Origin of the sequence: Devosia sp. LjRoot3 (genome assembly GCF_964252865.1) — a bacterium.
Taxonomy (GTDB): Bacteria; Pseudomonadota; Alphaproteobacteria; order Rhizobiales; family Devosiaceae; genus Devosia.
Genome location: NZ_CAXUPK020000001.1, coordinates 1,067,976 through 1,085,356, shown reverse-complemented (window position 1 = coordinate 1,085,356; position 17,381 = coordinate 1,067,976). Strand labels below are relative to the sequence as shown.

18 protein-coding genes and 3 tRNA genes are annotated in these 17,381 nt (G+C 61.3%); 10 read left to right on the top strand and 11 right to left on the bottom strand.

Going from position 1 to position 17,381, the window contains the following annotated elements; all coding sequences use genetic code 11:
- Nucleotides 1–61: 61 nt before the first annotated feature.
- The 7 genes from ACSQ2A_RS05205 to ACSQ2A_RS05175 form a co-directional block, all read right to left on the bottom strand.
- Complete coding sequence (locus tag ACSQ2A_RS05205; RefSeq protein WP_295409934.1) at nt 62–1,120, bottom strand: sugar phosphate isomerase/epimerase family protein; 1,059 nt, start codon at nt 1,118–1,120, stop codon at nt 62–64.
- Between the two features lie 137 nt (nt 1,121–1,257).
- Entirely contained in the window at nt 1,258–2,400 is a 1,143-nt protein-coding gene (locus ACSQ2A_RS05200) for a Gfo/Idh/MocA family protein (protein ID WP_436071351.1), read from the bottom strand.
- A 2-nt stretch (nt 2,401–2,402) separates the two neighbouring features.
- Complete coding sequence (locus ACSQ2A_RS05195; protein ID WP_436071350.1) at nt 2,403–3,152, bottom strand: sugar phosphate isomerase/epimerase family protein; 750 nt, start codon at nt 3,150–3,152, stop codon at nt 2,403–2,405.
- A 173-nt stretch (nt 3,153–3,325) separates the two neighbouring features.
- Nucleotides 3,326–4,408: an ABC transporter ATP-binding protein gene (locus ACSQ2A_RS05190; protein ID WP_295409942.1), complete on the bottom strand. Its 1,083-nt coding sequence runs from the start codon at nt 4,406–4,408 to the stop codon at nt 3,326–3,328.
- 4 nt (nt 4,409–4,412) lie between these two features.
- Nucleotides 4,413–5,345, bottom strand: a complete 933-nt coding sequence (locus ACSQ2A_RS05185; protein WP_436071349.1) for a carbohydrate ABC transporter permease — start codon at nt 5,343–5,345, stop codon at nt 4,413–4,415.
- A complete protein-coding gene (locus ACSQ2A_RS05180; RefSeq protein ID WP_436071348.1) occupies nt 5,342–6,283 on the bottom strand; it encodes a carbohydrate ABC transporter permease in 942 nt (313 codons plus the stop codon). The genes ACSQ2A_RS05185 and ACSQ2A_RS05180 overlap by 4 nt, the downstream gene beginning before the upstream one ends.
- 93 nt (nt 6,284–6,376) lie before the next feature.
- Nucleotides 6,377–7,618 carry an ABC transporter substrate-binding protein gene (locus tag ACSQ2A_RS05175; protein WP_295409946.1) on the bottom strand — a complete coding sequence of 414 codons (1,242 nt, stop codon included), beginning with the start codon at nt 7,616–7,618 and terminating at the stop codon, nt 6,377–6,379.
- A 234-nt stretch (nt 7,619–7,852) separates the two neighbouring features.
- Between ACSQ2A_RS05175 and ACSQ2A_RS05170 the strand changes: the two genes are divergently transcribed.
- The 4 genes from ACSQ2A_RS05170 to ACSQ2A_RS05155 all read left to right on the top strand — a co-directional run bounded on the left by ACSQ2A_RS05170 (nt 7,853) and on the right by ACSQ2A_RS05155 (nt 10,597).
- Nucleotides 7,853–8,920 carry a LacI family DNA-binding transcriptional regulator gene (locus ACSQ2A_RS05170; RefSeq protein ID WP_436071347.1) on the top strand — a complete coding sequence of 356 codons (1,068 nt, stop codon included), beginning with the start codon at nt 7,853–7,855 and terminating at the stop codon, nt 8,918–8,920.
- 50 nt (nt 8,921–8,970) lie between these two features.
- Nucleotides 8,971–9,047, top strand: a tRNA-Arg gene (locus ACSQ2A_RS05165).
- Nucleotides 9,048–9,265: 218 nt separating this feature from the next.
- Complete coding sequence (locus ACSQ2A_RS05160; protein WP_295409951.1) at nt 9,266–9,589, top strand: hypothetical protein; 324 nt, start codon at nt 9,266–9,268, stop codon at nt 9,587–9,589.
- A gap of 261 nt (nt 9,590–9,850) precedes the next feature.
- Nucleotides 9,851–10,597 (top strand): HAD hydrolase-like protein, encoded by a 747-nt coding sequence (locus tag ACSQ2A_RS05155; protein ID WP_436071346.1) that lies wholly within the window; start codon nt 9,851–9,853, stop codon nt 10,595–10,597.
- Between the two features lie 110 nt (nt 10,598–10,707).
- Here the strand turns inward: ACSQ2A_RS05155 and ACSQ2A_RS05150 are convergent, their stop codons facing one another.
- Nucleotides 10,708–11,172, bottom strand: coding sequence for an ArsR/SmtB family transcription factor (locus ACSQ2A_RS05150; protein ID WP_436071345.1), 465 nt, complete (start codon nt 11,170–11,172; stop codon nt 10,708–10,710).
- Between the two features lie 160 nt (nt 11,173–11,332).
- Between ACSQ2A_RS05150 and trhA the strand changes: the two genes are divergently transcribed.
- Complete coding sequence (trhA, locus tag ACSQ2A_RS05145; protein WP_436071344.1) at nt 11,333–12,022, top strand: PAQR family membrane homeostasis protein TrhA; 690 nt, start codon at nt 11,333–11,335, stop codon at nt 12,020–12,022.
- Nucleotides 12,023–12,026: 4 nt separating this feature from the next.
- Here trhA and ACSQ2A_RS05140 read toward each other — a convergent pair whose 3' ends face one another.
- A complete protein-coding gene (locus ACSQ2A_RS05140; protein WP_295409959.1) occupies nt 12,027–12,485 on the bottom strand; it encodes a DUF192 domain-containing protein in 459 nt (152 codons plus the stop codon).
- 53 nt (nt 12,486–12,538) lie between these two features.
- Nucleotides 12,539–13,162 carry a cold-shock protein gene (locus tag ACSQ2A_RS05135; protein ID WP_084587561.1) on the bottom strand — a complete coding sequence of 208 codons (624 nt, stop codon included), beginning with the start codon at nt 13,160–13,162 and terminating at the stop codon, nt 12,539–12,541.
- A 187-nt stretch (nt 13,163–13,349) separates the two neighbouring features.
- Here ACSQ2A_RS05135 and ACSQ2A_RS05130 point away from each other — a divergent pair, with 187 nt between their 5' ends.
- The 4 genes from ACSQ2A_RS05130 to ACSQ2A_RS05115 all read left to right on the top strand — a co-directional run bounded on the left by ACSQ2A_RS05130 (nt 13,350) and on the right by ACSQ2A_RS05115 (nt 14,839).
- On the top strand, nt 13,350–13,766 hold the full coding sequence (locus ACSQ2A_RS05130) for a VOC family protein (protein WP_436071343.1): 417 nt from the start codon (nt 13,350–13,352) through the stop codon (nt 13,764–13,766).
- A 295-nt stretch (nt 13,767–14,061) separates the two neighbouring features.
- Nucleotides 14,062–14,538 (top strand): YcbK family protein, encoded by a 477-nt coding sequence (locus ACSQ2A_RS05125; RefSeq protein ID WP_295409965.1) that lies wholly within the window; start codon nt 14,062–14,064, stop codon nt 14,536–14,538.
- 91 nt (nt 14,539–14,629) lie between these two features.
- Nucleotides 14,630–14,704 (top strand) — tRNA-Glu (locus ACSQ2A_RS05120).
- Nucleotides 14,705–14,764: 60 nt separating this feature from the next.
- Nucleotides 14,765–14,839, top strand: a tRNA-Glu gene (locus tag ACSQ2A_RS05115).
- A 104-nt stretch (nt 14,840–14,943) separates the two neighbouring features.
- Here the strand turns inward: ACSQ2A_RS05115 and ACSQ2A_RS05110 are convergent.
- Entirely contained in the window at nt 14,944–15,807 is an 864-nt protein-coding gene (locus tag ACSQ2A_RS05110) for a DMT family transporter (RefSeq protein WP_436071342.1), read from the bottom strand.
- A gap of 83 nt (nt 15,808–15,890) precedes the next feature.
- Between ACSQ2A_RS05110 and ACSQ2A_RS05105 the strand changes: the two genes are divergently transcribed.
- Nucleotides 15,891–17,300 (top strand): PLP-dependent aminotransferase family protein, encoded by a 1,410-nt coding sequence (locus ACSQ2A_RS05105; RefSeq protein WP_436071341.1) that lies wholly within the window; start codon nt 15,891–15,893, stop codon nt 17,298–17,300.
- Nucleotides 17,301–17,381 lie beyond the last annotated feature (81 nt).

Genomic DNA, 17,381 nt, shown 5'->3' with positions numbered 1-17,381 from the left:
AGCAGACTGTTAGCATCGAGAGGGTCATTGGCGCCAATGCGTCAATGACCCGCTGTTGGGCTCAGCTCAGGCCAAGCATCTTGCGGTTTGCGGCCTTGTCGGTACCGCCCGAGGCGAAATCGTCGAAGGCCTTTTCGGTGACGCGGATGATGTAGCTCTTGATGAGCTCGGCGCCTTCACGGGCACCGTCTTCCGGATGCTTGAGGGCGCATTCCCATTCGAGCACGGCCCAACCCTTGAAGTCGTTGGCGGCCATCTTGGCGAAGATCGCCGGGAAATCGACCTGGCCATCGCCGATGGAGCGGAAGCGCCCTGCCCGGTCGACCCACGACTGGAAGCCGCCATAGACACCCTGACGACCGGTCGGGTTGAACTCGGCGTCCTTCACGTGGAAGGCCTTGATGCGATCCTTGTAGATGTCGATGTAGTCGAGATAGTCGAGCTGCTGCAGGACGAAGTGGCTCGGATCATAGAGCAGGTTGGCGCGCGGGTGGTTTTTTACGCGCTCGAGGAACATCTCGTAGGAGACGCCATCGTGCAGGTCTTCGCCGGGATGGATTTCGTAGCAGACGTCGACGCCGGCTTCATCGAAGGCGTTGAGGATCGGCGTCCAGCGGCGGGCGAGTTCGTCGAAGGCTTCTTCGACAAGGCCAGCGGGACGCTGCGGCCACGGATAGAGATAGGGCCAGGCGAGCGCGCCCGAGAAGGTCGCGTGCGCATTGAGGCCGAGGTTTTTCGACGCCTTGGCGGCGTTGAGCATCACCTGGACCGCCCATTCCTGACGGGCCTTGGGATTGTTGCGGACCGATTCCGGAGCGAAGCCATCGAAGGCGGCGTCGTAGGCCGGGTGAACGGCGACGAGCTGGCCCTGGAGGTGGGTCGAGAGTTCGGTGATCTCAAGGCCGTGGCTGTTCACGATGCCCTTGATCTCGTCGGCATAAGTCTTGGAATTGGCGGCCTTTTCGAGGTCGATGAAGCTCGATACCCAGGTCGGGATCTGGACGCCCTTGTAGCCGAGCCCTGCCGCCCACTTACAGATATTGTCGAGATTGTCGAAGGGTGCCTTGTCGCCGGCAAACTGGGCGAGAAAGATTGCGGGGCCCTTGATCGTGGTGGCCATGAGATTCTCCTCTTGTGGCCCCGTAAAACCGCCTCGCGGGGCTCCTCTTGATAATCAGGGCGACGATTGCTCGCCGCCCTGACATGTTAGGTCGCAGTTTTGACCGGCATACGAAGCCTGTCAATGAAGTACGTTCATCAGGCCTTGAGCAGGGCCTTGGCTTCCTCGATGCCGAGGGCCAGCGGACGCTCGCAGGTGGTCTGCAGGGTCAGGACCTGGCCGGTTTCGCCGGCCTTGAGGAGACCCGTCATCACTTCGACGACGTGCAGAGCAACGTCGAGGCCGCAGCGGGCGTTCTGGCCGTTCTCGATCGAGAGCATCATGTCGGCAAGACCGGCGCAACGGTAGTTGGCGCGCGGCACTTCCTTGTCGAGGTCCTGGTTCGGCTTGCCGAAGGGGTGATCCCAGGGCGTGACCGCCGTGCGGATGCCTTCGATGCCGGTGGTCGCGAGATCACCGCCGAAGAAGTTCGGATCGGGCACGAAGATCGAGCCGTCGGTGCCGTAGAGCTCGATATTGTGGTGGCCGTGAGCCGCCACGTCCCAGCTGGCGCCGATGGTGATGATGGCGCCGGAATGGAACTCGAGGACGCCGTGGATCGTGGTCGGGGTGCCGACCTTGATCGTGGTGCCCTTGTAGGGGCCTTCGGCGCTGACGATACGTTCGGCGCGGGCGCTGCCGGTGAAGGCAGAGAGGCGCTTCACAGGGCCGAGCAGGTGCACGAGGTCGGTGATGTAATAGGGACCGAGATCGAGGATCGGGCCGCCGCCGGGCTGGAAGAAGAAGTCCGGGTTCGGATGCCAGTGTTCCATGCCGCGGCTCATGACGTGGGTCGTGCCGCTCATGATCTTGCCGAGCTTGCCCGAGTCGATGATTTCGCGGGCCTGCTGGTGGGCGCCGCCGAGGAAGGTATCGGGAGCCGAACCAACCTTGAGACCGCGCTCATCGGCTGCCTTCTTGAGGGCAAGGCCCTCTTCGACGGTCAGAACGAAGGGCTTTTCGGAATAGGCATGCTTGCCGGCCGAAACGATGTCGGACGACACCTTGTAGTGGGTTGCCGGGATCGTGAGGTTCACGATCACGTCGATCTCGCTGTTCTTCAGCAGCTCGTCCGGGGTCTGGGCGGCAACGCTGAATTCGTCAGCGCGCTTCTTGGCGGCTTCGGGCAGAATGTCGGCCACGGCGCGCACTTCGAGCCCCTTGAACAGGGGCGCGAGGCGGAGGTAGGCGGCCGAGATATTGCCGGCACCCATGATGCCGACGCCATAGGTCTTTGCCATTGTCAGACTCCGTAGCCCTTAAGAGCGGCCGCCGCATTGCGCGCGAAGCGAATGGCGTCGCTTGGCTTGTCGTGCTCGGCGACGAAATAGCGGGCCTTGGTCTTGGCCTTGATCGCCTTGATGTAATTCGGCCAGTCGAGCGTGCCGGTGCCGACGTCGGCCCAACCGTCTTCGTCGAGCTTTTCACCGGCGGGCGCGATGTCCTTGACGTGAACGGCCGTGATGCGGCTGCCCAGCTTGTCGATCCAGAACAGAGGATCTTCGTTGGCACGGATGACCCAAGCGAGGTCCATTTCCCACTGGGTGTCCGGCGACGCATCGAGGATCAGTTCCATCGGCGTCTTGCCGTTGGCGTCCTTGGCGAATTCCCAATGATGGTTGTGATAGCCAAAGCCCTTGCCAGCCGCCTTGAACGCAGCAGCGATCTTGGCGAGACCTTCGGCAAAGCCCTGCCAATCGCCAGTGCCGTTGCGGTAATTATCGGACGGCGGCGCGGGGCAATAGACGGTCTGGATACCGACGGTGTCGACAATGCGGAGCGCAGCGTCGGTGTCTTCCAGCTGCGAATAGCCCATATGGGCGGTGGGCATGGAGAGGCCGGCACTCTTCAAGCTCGCGGCAAGCGCGGCGGGATCGGCGAACTGGCCGCCCCAGCCTTCGACCTGAGTATAGCCCAGACCAGCCAGGGTCTTGAGCGTTTCGTCCAGCGACGCTTCATTGCGTGCGCTGTAAAGCTGATAGGAAAAGTCCATCACAGGCCTCTTTGGTGTGTTGCATGCGGCCGCATCGAGAGATGCCAGATAACCAGACCGGGCGGCGCATTCGCGTCACAACGGCAGGTCTATCGCCGCAAAAGTAAGCCGCCGGCTGTCCGGCGGAAGAAGCGGCGCCACGGATGGCGCCGCCAAAAGATATGAACGGTCTTTTAGAGACGGTTTTCGGTTTCGGCGTTGAACAGCGAGCCGCGAGCGATGTCGAAGCCGATGGTCACCTTGTCGCCGACATTGAGCGGAATGTCGCTGCTGCAACGGAAGGTCACCGGAATGCCGGCGACCTTGGTCCAGGCCAGGGTTTCAGAGCCCATGGGCTCGACGATTTCGATCTCGGCCGTGGTCCGGTAGGGCACATCGTCGGCATCTTCGCCGAGGAAGATGTGCTCGGGGCGGACGCCCAGGACGGCCTTCAGCGAACCAGCGGGGGCGGCAGCGAAATCATAGGCGCCAACCGGGATCTTCGTGCCATCGGCAGCGGTGAAGGTCGTCCCATCGACCGTGCCGGCGATGAAGTTCATCGACGGCGAGCCGATGAAGCCGGCCACATAGAGATTGGTCGGCTTGTTGTAGATGGTGTGCGGATCAGCAAGCTGCTGGATCACACCATTCTTCATGATGGCGATACGATCGGCGAGCGTCAGAGCCTCGATCTGGTCGTGGGTCACGTAGATCATGGTGTTCTTCAGGCGCTGGTGAAGGCGCTTGATTTCAACGCGCAGATCCGAACGCAGTTTTGCGTCGAGATTGGACAGCGGTTCGTCGAAGAGGAACACGTCCACGTCACGCACGAGCGCGCGGCCGATGGCGACGCGCTGGCGCTGACCACCGGACAGATTGGCCGGCTTGCGGTTGAGCAGCGGCTGGATCTGCAGGATTTCGGCAGCACGGGCAACGCGGCGGGCGATCTCGTCCTTAGGCATGCCGGCGACGCGGAGGCCAAAGGAGAGGTTCCGTTCAACCGTCATCTGCGGATAGAGCGCATAGGACTGGAACACCATGCCGATGCCGCGGTCCTTGGGCTCCAGCCAGGTGACGTTCTTGCCACCGATGAAGATCTGACCGTCGGAGACGTCGAGAAGGCCGGCAATGCAATTGAGCAGGGTCGACTTGCCGCAGCCCGAAGGCCCGAGCAGCACGATGAACTCGCCCTGGGCAATGTCGAGATTGAGGTGCTCAAGCACCTTCACATTGCCGAAGTTGAGCGAGAGGTCCTTGATGGAAACACTGTGTTGCATTGGGTTATCCCTTCACCGCACCGGCGGCAACGCCGCGGACGAACCACTTGCCGGATACGAAGTAAACAGTGAGCGGCACGAGACCGGTCAGCACGGTGGCGGCCATGTTCACGTTGTATTCGGGCGTGCCCTGGGCCGAGTTGACGATATTGTTGAGCTGGACGGTCATCGGGTAGTTCTGCGTGCCGGCGAAGACGACGCCGAACAGGAAGTCGTTCCAGATGCCGGTGATCTGCAGGATCAGCGCCACGACGAAGATCGGCAGCGACATGGGGAGCATGATCTCGAAGAAAATGCGCCAGAACCCTGCCCCGTCGACGCGCGCCGCCTTGAACAGTTCCTGCGGGAGCGAGGCAAAGTAATTGCGGAACAGCAGGGTCAGGATCGGCATGCCGAAGACGGTGTGGATGAGAATGACGGCCTGAAGAGAACCGAAAATCCCCATTTCACGCGTAATCATCACCAGCGGATAGAGCATCACCTGATAGGGGATGAACGAGCCGAAGATCAGGATGGCGAAGAAGATTTCCGAACCCTTGAAGCGCCAGTTAATCAGCGCATAGCCGTTCACCGCCGCAATGAAGATCGAGACGATGGTGGACGGAATGGTGATCTTCACCGAGTTCCAGAAGCCGGGCGACAGGCCCTGGCAGGTCAGGCCCGTGCAGGCGCTGGTCCAGGCCTTGACCCAGGCATCGAAATTGGGCGCCTGCGGCAAGGCAAAGATATTGCCGAAGCGGATTTCGGGCATGGTCTTGAGCGAGGTGACGACCATCACGTAGAGCGGGAAGAGATAGTAGAGCGAGAACATCACCAGCACCGAATAGATGATGATCTTGCGCGGGGTGAAGAACGGCTTGGGACGCGGGCCCCGCGCTTCGACGACTTCGCCTGAAGCAACGGGTGCGGAACCGGTCACGGTTGCGGTCTGGCTCATGTGCGTTTGCCCTTTCCGCCAAATTCGAGATAGGCCCACGGCACCATGATGATGAGAACCGTAAGCAGCATCATGGTGGCAGCGGCCAGACCCTGGCCGATATTGCCGCCCGAGAACATGTAGTTGAAGACGTACTTTGCCGGCACTTCCGAGGAGATACCCGGGCCGCCATTGGTGAGCGCCACCACGAGATCATAGAGACGGACAATGCCCGAGCCGAGGATCACGATGGCGGTGATGAGGACGCCGCGCATCATCGGGATGACGATGGACACATAGGTGCGCCAGGTGGGAATGCCATCGACGCGCGCGGCCTTCCAAACTTCTTCATCGACGCCACGAAGACCCGCGAGCATCAGCACCATGCAGAAGCCCGTACCGTGCCAGAGGCCTGCGATGAGCATTGCAAAGAGCACCATGCGCGGATTGGCGATCCAGTCGAAGCTGAAGTTGCTCCAGCCCAGGTTGCGCAGGGTCCCCTGCAGACCGAGGGTGGGGTTCATGATCCACTGCCACACAAGGCCCGTCACGATGAACGAGAGGGCGAAGGGGTAGAGCATGATCGTGCGGAAAGCGCTTTCGAACCGGATCTTCTGGTCGATCAACACGGCGAGGATGAACCCGATCACCAGCGTGAAGACCAGCGACATGGCGCCGTAAGCGACGAGGTTTGTGACCGACACGTTCCAGCGCGAGGTCTGGAACAGACGCTCGTATTGGTCAAAGCCAACGAACTTGCCGGTCGGCAGGAGCTTGGAGTTCGTGAACGAGTAATAGACCGTCCAGATGGTGCAGCCCACAAACACGACGAGCACCGTGGCCATCATCGGCAGCGCGGCGATCTTGGCGGGCAGGTTGTGAAACAGAATTCTTTTCAGCAGGCCGGGCCGATGGGACGTCTCGGCGCCCGCCTCAAGGGGAACGGCAGTGTCCGCCATGTATCTCTCCAAGAGGACGTGGTCGACCTTGTCGAGCAAGGCCGACCACGAGTTTCAAAGGCGGGAGCGGACTCCCGCCAGCGTAGCGAAGGATCAGTCAGCCGACTCGATGATCGAGGCGTAGCGCTCGACGTAGTCGTCAACGGTGATGCTGTCGTCGTCGAGGAACTCGATGTTGAGATCCTGGAGCTGCTGCTGGGTGTCGCTGGAGAGAGCGAAGTCACCGGACGGCAGCAGGCCGTTCTTCAGCAGACCAAGGGCCTTCTGCATGCACGGATTGGCAGCAGAGAGGTCGATGTCGGTGCGGATCGGCATGGAGCCCTTGACCAGGTTGAACTTCAGCTGGCCTTCCGGCGAGATGAGGATCTTGGCCAGTTCGGTCTGGGCGTCGATGACAGCCTGATCGGTGCCTTCCGGCAGAACCGGGAAGTAGAACGAGTCGCCGCCGCCGGTCAGCTGATCGCCGAGACCGAGAGCCGGGAGACATTCGTAGTTTTCGCCGGGGACGCCGCCAGCAACCTGAAGGTCGCCCTGCAGCCAGTCGCCGTGGATGTTGCCGGCAGCTTCGCCCTTGAGGAGCTGGGTGCCGACGTCACCGAAGGACGGGACCATCATTTCAGGCGAGATCACCTGACGGAGCGAGTCCATGGCTTCGGCAACCTTGCGGAATTCCGGCCCACGAACAGCTTCGCCCGACTTGTCGCGGTTGACCTGGAGAACCAGCTCGCTGCCGCCAATGCCCGACATCAGAACGCCCGGGACGCCCGAGATCGGCCAACCGGTGGCGAGACCGAACGGCAGAATGCCGGCTTCCTGGAGCTTCGGCCACGAAGCGACATACTCGTTCCAATCCTTCGGAACGGGCGTGCCGGCCTTTTCGTAGGCAGCGGTGGAGAGCCACAGCCAATCCCACGAGTGGATGTTGATCGGGAAGCAGTAGATCTTGCCGTCGTAGGTGCAGGGCTCGAGCAGGGACTGGTCGACATAGAAGCCGAGGCCGCCCATTTCTTCCACGATCGGGGTCAGGTCGCGGATGAGACCAGCCTGGATCAGTTCTTCGGCGTCGCGGCCGGTGTTCATCTGGGTGGCGCCCATCGGGTCGCCGCCGATGATGCGGCTGATGATGACGGGGTTGGCGCCGGTGCCCGAACCAGCCAGGGCCGAGTCGACCCAGGTATTGCCGGTCTGCTCTTCGAAGAGCTTGGCGAATTCGGCGATGGCCGCGGCTTCACCAGCCGAAGTCCACCAGTGAGTCACTTCGAGATCGACGGCATATGCAGACGTCGAACCGAGCAGCGCGGTTGCCATAGCGGCAACCACTGCAAACTTCTTCATAGGAATGTCCTCCCAACGAACACGAGGGGCTATGTACCCCATTCATGCTGCCGACCTGCGGGTCCCCGTTTCCTCCAGACACCCCGACCGGCCGCGTGTAATCGATTGCATAACTAATCGAAACTGGTTGTGCAATCGATTTCAGGAGTTTCATACACGTCTTGCGGACCTGTCAAGATCGATTTAGACAGAATGCAATCCTGACAGCGAGAGGGGGCGCTGCCGGACGTGAGTATGGAAAGAAAAACACCGACAATTCAAGACGTTGCGCGGTTTGCTAACGTCTCGACGGCCACGGTCAGCCGCGCCCTCTCCTCACCCGAAAAGGTGAGCGAGGGGACGCGTGCCCGTGTTTCCGAGGCCATTCGTGTAACCGGTTACACTCTCAATCAGGCAGGCCGCTCATTGCGGCAGCGGTCGGCCAAAACCATCCTTGTCGCCCTGCCCGACATTAGGAATCCTTTCTTCTCTTCGATCCTCGACGCGATCGAGCGGGAGGCGGCGGCGCGCGGCTATGGCGTGCTCGTGCTGAACCTTTATTTCGGGCACGAGACCATTCGCCGCCTGCAGGATTTTCTGCTCTCGAACCGGGCCGACGGATTGCTGCTTCTGGATGGTTCGGTGGACACCCACCTGCTCCAGACGCTCGCCGGCCAGGCCGAGACCATTCCCATCGTCGTCGCCTGTGAGGAAATTCCGAATTCGGGGTTTCACACCGTGCTCACCGACAACGTGGACGCGGCCGAGCGGGCGACACAGCATCTGCTCGATCTTGGACACCGGCGGATCGGCCACCTGCTGGGGCCGGAGCACAATGTCGTGTCGCGCGAGCGGTTTGCTGGTTTTGCGAGGGCACTGGCGGGCTCTGGTCTGGCGCCGGTGCCGGAGTGGAGTTTTCGAGGCAATTTCGATATGGAAAGCGGCTTTGCCGCCGCCGCGCGTTTCCTCTCGATGACCGAACGTCCCACGGCCATTTTTGCGGCCAATGACGAATCAGCCATCGGCTTTCTTTCCGGCTTGCGGCAGCACGGCATCATCTGTCCGCGGGACATTTCAGTCGTGGGGTTCGATGATCTTGGAGTGGCCCCGCACTATGTGCCGCCGCTGACCACGATGCGCCAGCCGCGCGAGGCGCTCGGCCGCATGGCGGCAGAGGCACTCATCGATCTCGTGGAAGACCCCGAGGCCCTCGGCATGCCGCTCAGGATCGTGCTGCGCTCAGAACTCGTCGTGCGCGAAAGCACTGCCAGAATTGCCCGCGATGGCACAGGCAAGGCCCGATCCGATAACCATTCTTCTTGAAGCCGCAGGCATTTCTTTTTTCGCCAGATCAGCTAAAGGAAGGCGCGTGCGGTCCCGTAGCTCAGCTGGATAGAGCAGCAGCCTTCTAAGCTGAAGGTCACAGGTTCGAGTCCTGTCGGGATCGCCAGATTTTTTCCCGTTGGTTGCTTCTTTCTTTTTTGGGCAAGTCGCCTGACGAGGCATGCTTGCGTACCCACGACGCGAAAATTCGAACGCTTTCAGGTTATTGTCGACTTGCCGGACCCGCGACGGGCTCTCAAGTAGACTCGCTTTCATCGACTTGCGCCTACATGAGCTTACCAAATAAAGTTCCCATGCGGAGGGCACCGCGTTTAGGGGACAATCATGCATAAAGCTTTGGCAGGCGCAGTGCTTGCTTTAACCGTCGTAGTCGTCGATGCCGCGGCTCTTGATCGCCGCGTGCGCATCAACAACGAAACCTCGTTTGACATCGTTCGATTCTACGCCTCGAACACGGGCACCAACTCGTGGGAGGAGGACATTCTCGGCGAGGACATCCTGCCGGCTGGCTACAGCGTCATGATCAATATCGACGATGGCAGCGGCTACTGCAAATATGACTTCCTGGCGGTGTTCGAGGATGGCGACCAGGTTCAAGCCTCCAACAAAAACGTCTGCGAACTGAGCGAATTCAGCTTCACCGAATAGACTCGCTGCCACAGTTACGTGACCCACAGGCGATCTACATGTGGGGAATTCCTGTCTGACTGAACGCCACCGGAATGGCGGGGAACCAACTACATGCCCCGCCTCTGGATACGTGGCTAAAGCCAGGGAATCCGCCAGCCTCAGGGCCTCAAGATCGGCCCTGAAGCGTCTTCATCGTGCCGATTGAGCACAAGCAATTGACTGCCTGGCAGGCACTTGGGGTTGTGCGCTTGGTTAAAATACGGCAAATTTGGGGACAATTTGGGGGATGCTACGCTGGATCCAAATCTGACGGCACCGACCATCGTACTGTTCGACCTCGATGGAACATTGGTTCATCACGTCAATCCGCGCGTCCTGCAGACGCTGGAATTTCTTGATGACTGTTCGCACCGGGCTGCGCGACTGGTGGCACGTTTCCGGCTGATGCGCCGGCAGTGCGTGGCCGCGCCGCACAAGTCGCCGAAGCTGCTCGTGCACCGTGCCATTCATCGCGTGCGCCGGAAATCGGTCGAGGAAATGCTGGTGCCCTGCGAGACCCTGCGGTCGGTGCTGGAGCGGCTGCGCGCCAATGGCGTGCTTCTCGCCGTGGTCAGCAACGGGCTTGGTCGTGGCTATGGCCATGATGTGCTGGAAGCCTTCGACCTCAAGAAATATTTCTCGGCCTGCGTGTTTCGCGAAGATGTCGGCCGCGGCAAGCCCTGGCCCGATTCGATCCTGGCGGCGCTGGCTGGCCTTGGGCGCGATGTGAGAGCGCGGGACGTCATCTGGTACGTGGGCGACCAGCGCAAGGATATCGATGCGGCGATGGCAGCAGCGGCTAGCCTCGCTCGCCCCATCGTGCCAATTGCCCTTGGCCCGCGTGCGGCCTTGAGAGCGGTCGACGGCGATTGTCCGAATCTTCAGATTGCTTGGTCGGCTCATGAGCTTGAGCGGGTCACGGTAGATCTGTTTGAGGTGCCGGAAGAAAGCACCGTGCTCGCCCCCTACCCTGTCGTATCCGCCTGACAAGCGAGGCGCCTCACGCGCCCGAGATATGTCTTGAGCTCTCAGGATGGGCCCCGGCCTTGGCCGGGGTGACGACGGGGGCGTGTGCTTCTGCTGAGCAGCGAAGCGCTCTAGAAATCAAAACCCATTTGGCTCGTTGAGGGTGGCGCTGGAGCCGGTGCCGGCACGGGCTCCCTAGCGGGCTTTTCGGCGCTGACGGCGGGTTTCTTCTTCGGCGCTCGGGCGGGATTGGGGGCGACGGAAGCTTCAGCGACCACTGCGACGGGCGCTTCTTCGACAACCTCCTCCAGTGCGGCTTCGGCCGAGCGAATGGTTTCGAGCCAGGTTCGCGCCGCATCGAGCTTGGCAGGCCGGAAGGCGTAGACGTTCTCGCGCCCCTTTTTCACCTCGGCAACGAGGCCCGCGGATTTGAGAACCCGCAAATGCCGCGATATGGCCGGGCGGCTGATGGAGAAAGCCTCGGTCAGGACGTGGACCGGTGTGGGGGCCGCTTTCAGGATCTCCAGAATCCGGCACCTGGTGGTGTCGGCGAGGGCCGAATAGAGGGCAATCGGGGGTTTGGACTTTCTGCTCATGATGTGAGGCCTACGTAACTGAGGCGTTACAGGTCAAGCGAGCGAACCCTTTCTTCACCAGAAACGTTGGTGTCGCGTTGAGGATGACATCGGAATGCCGTGTAGAGGCAATAGATTGGTCACATCCTTCGCCGCAGTCTGGCGTCCAGGAGGAGTTGTCATGAGCTACGCAGCAGGTCCCAAATCCTATTCCTGGTGGAGCCGTGAGCAGCGGCCGTTCACGCCGGCCGAACTGATCGTCGATGCCGCTGTGCATATCCTGGGCCTCATTGTGGCGATTGCCGCGGGGGCCATCCTCCTGGCCATGACGGCGATGCATACGGCGCCGGAGGCTTTTCCGGCCCTGATCGTCTATGTTGCGACGCTGGTGGCCGTGTTGGGCATATCCCTGGCCTACAATATGTGGCCGATTTCGCCGATCAAACGGCACCTGGCGCGCTTTGACCAGGCGGCGATTTTCCTTTTCATTGCCGGGACTTATACGCCATTTCTCGCCGTGATCGGCGGCACGCAGGCCGGCGCGATCATGATGAGTCTCGTCTGGGGTGCATCGCTGATCGGGGTGGCGCTTAAGCTGATCGTGCCGCAGCGCTTTGGGCGGCTGGCGATCCTGCTCTATCTCGCCATTGGCTGGAGCGGCATTGTCGTGTTTCAGGCGCTGGCGCAGGAATTGCCGAGTTCGACGCTGTGGCTCTTGCTGGCCGGTGGCGTCACCTATTCGGCCGGAATCATCTTCCACCTTTGGGAAAAGCTCAAGTTCCAGAATGCCTTATGGCATGTCTTCGTGGTGGCGGGCGCCAGCCTGCACCTTTGGGCGGTGCTCGACTGCATGGTCATTCACCGCCTCTGAAGAGCTACTTGGCGGCGGTGATGCGGGGGTGGGTGACGGTATCGCCTGCCTCGATGCCGAGCTCGACACTGCGGCCGCCCGGGATTTCCAGCACGAACTGAACGGGGCCATCGGACGGGATGCCGGTGGGGTCGTGCGGCCTGGCGTTGACGTGGATGTTTTTCACGACGCCTTCGCCGGTGATGAACAGCATATCGAGCGGGATGAAGGTGTTGCGCATCCAGAACGAGACTTCCCGATCATCGAGGAAGTCGAAGAGCATGCCGGCGTCGGGAGCGAGTTCCTGCCGGTACATCAGGCCCTGAGCCCGGCTTTCGGCGGTGTCGACGATCTCGATATTGAAGGTGTGATCGCCGTCGGCGCTGTGGATCGTCAGCTTGGATTCGTCGCTGCAGGCGGCCAAAGGCAGGCTCACGGCAACTAGGGTCGCCGCGACAGCAAGTGCCCGGAATTGGTGCAACATTGGGTATGCCTTTGCTAGCAGACTGTTAGCATCGAACTGGGCTCAGGCCTGGCTCAATGCGAAGACGGTGCGTCGCCCCAACCGTCGGGTCGAATTTCGGCGACCATAAGGCCCTTTGGACCATTGCCGTAGCGCACGAGCACGAACTGGCCGGGGCGCAGTTCGGTGATGCCGAAACGGCGCAGGGTTTCCATGTGCACGAAAACGTCTGGAGTACCTTCGCCCGCGGAGAGGAAGCCGAAGCCGCGAATGCGGTTGAACCACTTTACCTCAAGGCGAACCATGCCAGAGCTTGGCTCGACGACGACATGGGTGCGCGGGCTCGGCATCTGGGCTGGGTGGCGGGCGGTCGACTCGTCCATCGAGACGATGCGGAAGGCCTGCAGGCCACCGGGGCGATTGAGCGCCTCAACAACGATGCGGGCGCCTTCATAGGCGGTCTGGTAGCCGTCGCGGCGAAGACAGGTGACGTGGAGCAGGATGTCGGCCAGGCCATTGTCCGGCACGATGAAGCCAAAACCCTTGCCGGCATCGAACCACTTGATGGTTCCGGCCACTTCGATGGTGTCAACAGCGGCCCCGTCCTGTCGCGCGGACAGGTTTTCGCGCTCACCAGCTTCGGTGTCGTGAGACGGATTCGTGGGATTTCCACTATCGCCGTTAATATTGGCCCCCATGCCGCAACGCCCTTTTGCAACTCCCGTGACCACGGGTACTCGACAATACCAACGCACTCTGTCCGATTCAGTCTCAAAAGTTAAGAAGGTGTTGCGAAATAGTTGTATGAGCCGGGCCCGGTTGTCGTTGCGGCCAGCGCCTGCGCTTGTTAGGCCGGTATCACGATCGTGCGAAAAGGAGGCAAAAATGAAATATCTGCACACGATGGTGCGCGTCACCGATGTCGAGGCGAGCCTCAAATTCTACTGCGACGGCCTCGGCCTTCAGGAGGTGCGGCGCACGGACAATGAAAAGGGTCGCTTCACCCTGATCTTCCTGCGCGCGCCCGGCGACGAAGGCGGCGAAGTGGAACTGACCCATAACTGGGATCCGGAAGTTTACACTGGCGGCCGGAATTTTGGCCATCTCGCCTACCGCGTGAAGGATATTTACGCGCTTTGCCAGCACCTGCAGGACATGGGCGTCACTATCAACCGGCCGCCGCGTGACGGGCACATGGCCTTTGTGCGCTCGCCGGACGGGATTTCGGTCGAACTGATTCAGGACGGCACCCTGCCCCCGCAGGAGCCCTGGGCTTCAATGCCGAATACCGGCAGCTGGTAAGCAATTCCGGGAGCCCGAACTGCTCCCAACCATCCGAGCACGGCGTCATTCCCGCGAAAGCGGGAATCCCCTTGCGCAGAAACAAAGAATCCCGCTTTCGCGGGAATGACGCCGTGTTTTTGAAATGCAGCGGCGGCTGGCCTGGAGGCTCGGTGCCCCGTTGTTCCGCCTTCACGATTCGCTAACCGTGCTGCTTAGCGCGCGGTTAGCGAAACCCTTCTAATTTTAGCGACTGAACCGTTCAGCCCATTGTGTGTGGTGCTTTTGCCACAGCGGGCAAATCGGGAAAGTTGCCATGCCCCATTTTCTTCGCTCTGTCCTCGCTATCGGCGCCGTCGTAACCACGCTGGCGGCCTGTGTACCCATGGCCATGTTCGCCAGTGGCAGCGGGTCGGGCTATTCGGGACTGAAGGCCGATTGGGGAACCTATGTCGCGTCCAGCACGGTCAACGCGTTCTGCCTGTCGCCGCAACTGCGATTCCTGATCTGGGAATTCGAGGGGCATTTCGGCAAGAAGGTGGTGATGCAGTCGGGCTATCGCGACAACTATCACAATGCGGCAGCCGGGGGCGCCGACAACTCCTATCACACCAAATGCATGGCCGCGGACTTCTACATTCCGGGCGTCGACAAGAGCCGGCTGATCGAGTTCGCAATGCGCACTTCGGCCGTGGGCGGGCTCGGCTGTTATCCAGGCCGGAACTTCATTCATGTCGACGTTCGCGACCGCCCGCGCGGCTACAATCGTCCCGTCACCTTCTCAGGCTGTTGATAACTTTCGGCTTTTTGAAAAAAGTGCGAAATCTCGTTCGAGGGGGTTGCGCATCAGAAAAGCTCCCTCTATACGACACCCAGCGTTGAGCGCGCCCTTCGTCTATCGGTTAGGACGGCACCCTTTCACGGTGCAGAGAGGGGTTCGATTCCCCTAGGGCGTACCACGCTTCTCCCCCACATTGTGCCGGGAAAGCGGGTTGGCTCAGGCGCTCAACTCGGCTTAGGCGCCCATCGTCTAGCGGTCAGGACGACGCCCTCTCACGGCGTAAACAGGGGTTCGATTCCCCTTGGGCGTACCAGCACTTTCAAAGACTTGGCGCAGGCAGCGCGCTTCCTCTCAAGCACTATTCGAATACGGAATCGCGCGGCGAATTTTGCGCGAACCGGTTTCGTCCGCCCTTCCCTACTTTCCGAATCTTCGTGCGCCGGCGACGCAGGCGATTACCGCAAGGGTGACCAGCAGCATTGCCGGTGTCACCGGCTCGTGCAGCAGGGTCGAGGCCAGTGCCAGGCCAAAGAAAGGCTGCAACAGCTGGAGCTGGCCTACGGCGGCGATGCCGCCCTGCGCCAGGCCGCGGTACCAGAATACGAAACCGACCAGCATGCTAAAGACCGACACGTAGCCCAGGCTCAACCAGGCCGGCGCTGCAATGCCCGACAGGTTTGATGGCCAATGGACCATGGTGAGAATCGCCATGATGGGCAGCGACAGCACCAGAGCCCAGGAAATGACCTGCCAGCCGCCTAGAGAACGCGACAGCTTTGCCCCCTCTGCGTAGCCAAGACCGCAGGCGATGATGGCGGCCAGCATGAGAGCATCGCCGAGCGGCGAGGCCGTCAGGCCCTGCGCGAAGGCGAAGCCGGCGACGAGCGCGCTGCCCAGAATCGAGAACAGCCAGAAGGTAGGCTTGGGCCGCTCGCCGCCCCGCAACACACCGAAGATCGCCGTGGACAGCGGCAAGAGCCCGACGAAAACGATCGAGTGAGCGGAAGTGATGTGCTGCAGCGCCAGTGCGGTCAGCAGCGGAAAGCCGACCACGACGCCCAGCGCCACGATCGCGAGGGACAATAAATCCTGCCTGCTTGGCCAACGTTGGCGGAAAATGAGGAGAAGGCCAAGCCCCAATGTGCCAGCTATGGCGGCGCGGGCGACCGTCAGGAATATGGGGTCGAATGCCTGCACGGCGACGCGCGTGGCCGGCAGCGAGCCGCTGAAAATGATGACGCCGACCAATCCATTGATCCAGCCACTTGTTGATCGGTCCATGACGCACTCCATTCGTTGATGGCTTATGCGCGTGGGCAGTTGCCTGGGCCAGCTACGATCCAGTACAATTTGGCAGAACTGTTATGTTCGCTGGAGCAGTACGGATGAGCCTTTCTCGGACTGAGATGGTTATGGCGGCGATCAGGCAGCGCATTGCCGGGCGCAGCCTCACCGCCGGTGAACGGCTGCCCTCGGTTCGTAGCCTCGCCAAGACCATGGCTGTCTCGGTATCGACCGTGGTGGAGGCCTATGCGCGGCTCGTTGCTGAAGGGGCGATACAATCCCGACCGGGGGCCGGCTTCTATGTTGCCAACCACGCGGCGCCGCTCGCGCTATCCGAGGTGGGGCCGAAGCTGGACCGGGTGGTAGACCCCTTCTGGGTGTCGCGGCAGTCGCTTGAAGCCAATGATGCCGCGCTGAAGCCTGGATGCGGGTGGCTGCCGCCTTCATGGCTCCCCGAGGATGCGATGCGTCGCGGATTGCGAACGCTGTCGCGAAGCGATGGTCTGGCACTGTCGGAGTATGGCACCCCGCTCGGCCTGCGGGCGCTGCGGCAGCTCATATCCCGGCGCCTCGCGGACCACGGGGTGGAGGCGGCGCCCGACCAGATCATGCTGACGGAAAGCGGCACCCAGGCCATCGACCTCTTGTGCCGGTTCCTGCTGGAGCCGGGCGATACCGTGCTGATCGACGACCCGTGCTATTTCAACTTCCAGGCGCTGCTGCGCGCGCATCGGGCGCATCTGGTCAGCGTGCCCTATACGCCGAATGGACCTGACACGGAGGCCTTTGCCGCTGTGCTCGCCGAGCACAAGCCCCGGCTCTACATCACCAATTCCGGCATTCACAATCCGTCCGGTGCGACGCTGTCGCCCGTGGTGGCGCATCGGGTGCTCAAGCTGGCGGAACTTCATGGTCTGACTGTCATCGAAGACGACATTTTTGCCGATTTCGAGATCAGCCCCGCCCCGCGTCTGGCGGCTTTTGATGGCCTCGACCGGGTTATTCAGATCGGCAGCTTTTCCAAGACGCTTTCGGCCGCGGCGCGGTGTGGATTCATTGCGGCAAGGCCGGAATGGATCGAGGGGCTGACGGACCTCAAGATTGCCACCAGTTTTGGGGGTGGGCGGCTTAATGCCGAACTGGTGCTGAACGTTTTGAGCGACGGCGGATATCGCAAGCATCTGGACGGCCTGCGCGGCCGGTTGGCGAAGGCGCGGCGCGACATTGGCGGGAAGCTACGTGGTCTGGGGATCGAACCCTGGATCGAGCCGCAGGCCGGCATGTTCCTGTGGTGCGCATTGCCCGATGGGCTCGATGCCGCGGATATCTCGCGTGCAGCATTGGCGCATAATGTCGTGCTGGCGCCGGGAAACGCCTTCAGCCTGGCTCAGGACGCCAAAAGCTATCTCCGCTTCAATGTTTCCCAATCGGGCGACGAGCGGATTTTTGACGTGCTCAGCGCCGAAATGAAAAAACCGGCACCTAAGTAGCGGCGCAAGGTTGTCGGATTTCTTCAATCCGGGGCGGCGCCCAACGGCTAGAACAACAGCATCAACCTCTGGAAATGCCAA

Bases quoted from the DNA above. Each gene is read 5' to 3' on its own strand.
- ACSQ2A_RS05205 (WP_295409934.1), bottom strand. From the start codon at position 1,120: ATGGCCACCACGATCAAGGGCCCCGCAATCTTTCTCGCCCAGTTTGCC.
- ACSQ2A_RS05200 (WP_436071351.1), bottom strand. From the start codon at position 2,400: ATGGCAAAGACCTATGGCGTCGGCATCATGGGTGCCGGCAATATCTCG.
- ACSQ2A_RS05195 (WP_436071350.1), bottom strand. From the start codon at position 3,152: ATGGACTTTTCCTATCAGCTTTACAGCGCACGCAATGAAGCGTCGCTG.
- ACSQ2A_RS05190 (WP_295409942.1), bottom strand. From the start codon at position 4,408: ATGCAACACAGTGTTTCCATCAAGGACCTCTCGCTCAACTTCGGCAAT.
- ACSQ2A_RS05185 (WP_436071349.1), bottom strand. From the start codon at position 5,345: ATGAGCCAGACCGCAACCGTGACCGGTTCCGCACCCGTTGCTTCAGGC.
- ACSQ2A_RS05180 (WP_436071348.1), bottom strand. From the start codon at position 6,283: ATGGCGGACACTGCCGTTCCCCTTGAGGCGGGCGCCGAGACGTCCCAT.
- ACSQ2A_RS05175 (WP_295409946.1), bottom strand. From the start codon at position 7,618: ATGAAGAAGTTTGCAGTGGTTGCCGCTATGGCAACCGCGCTGCTCGGT.
- ACSQ2A_RS05170 (WP_436071347.1), top strand. From the start codon at position 7,853: ATGGAAAGAAAAACACCGACAATTCAAGACGTTGCGCGGTTTGCTAAC.
- ACSQ2A_RS05160 (WP_295409951.1), top strand. From the start codon at position 9,266: ATGCATAAAGCTTTGGCAGGCGCAGTGCTTGCTTTAACCGTCGTAGTC.
- ACSQ2A_RS05150 (WP_436071345.1), bottom strand. From the start codon at position 11,172: ATGAGCAGAAAGTCCAAACCCCCGATTGCCCTCTATTCGGCCCTCGCC.
- trhA (WP_436071344.1), top strand. From the start codon at position 11,333: ATGAGCTACGCAGCAGGTCCCAAATCCTATTCCTGGTGGAGCCGTGAG.
- ACSQ2A_RS05140 (WP_295409959.1), bottom strand. From the start codon at position 12,485: ATGTTGCACCAATTCCGGGCACTTGCTGTCGCGGCGACCCTAGTTGCC.
- ACSQ2A_RS05135 (WP_084587561.1), bottom strand. From the start codon at position 13,162: ATGGGGGCCAATATTAACGGCGATAGTGGAAATCCCACGAATCCGTCT.
- ACSQ2A_RS05130 (WP_436071343.1), top strand. From the start codon at position 13,350: ATGAAATATCTGCACACGATGGTGCGCGTCACCGATGTCGAGGCGAGC.
- ACSQ2A_RS05125 (WP_295409965.1), top strand. From the start codon at position 14,062: ATGCCCCATTTTCTTCGCTCTGTCCTCGCTATCGGCGCCGTCGTAACC.
- ACSQ2A_RS05110 (WP_436071342.1), bottom strand. From the start codon at position 15,807: ATGGACCGATCAACAAGTGGCTGGATCAATGGATTGGTCGGCGTCATC.
- ACSQ2A_RS05105 (WP_436071341.1), top strand. From the start codon at position 15,891: ATGTTCGCTGGAGCAGTACGGATGAGCCTTTCTCGGACTGAGATGGTT.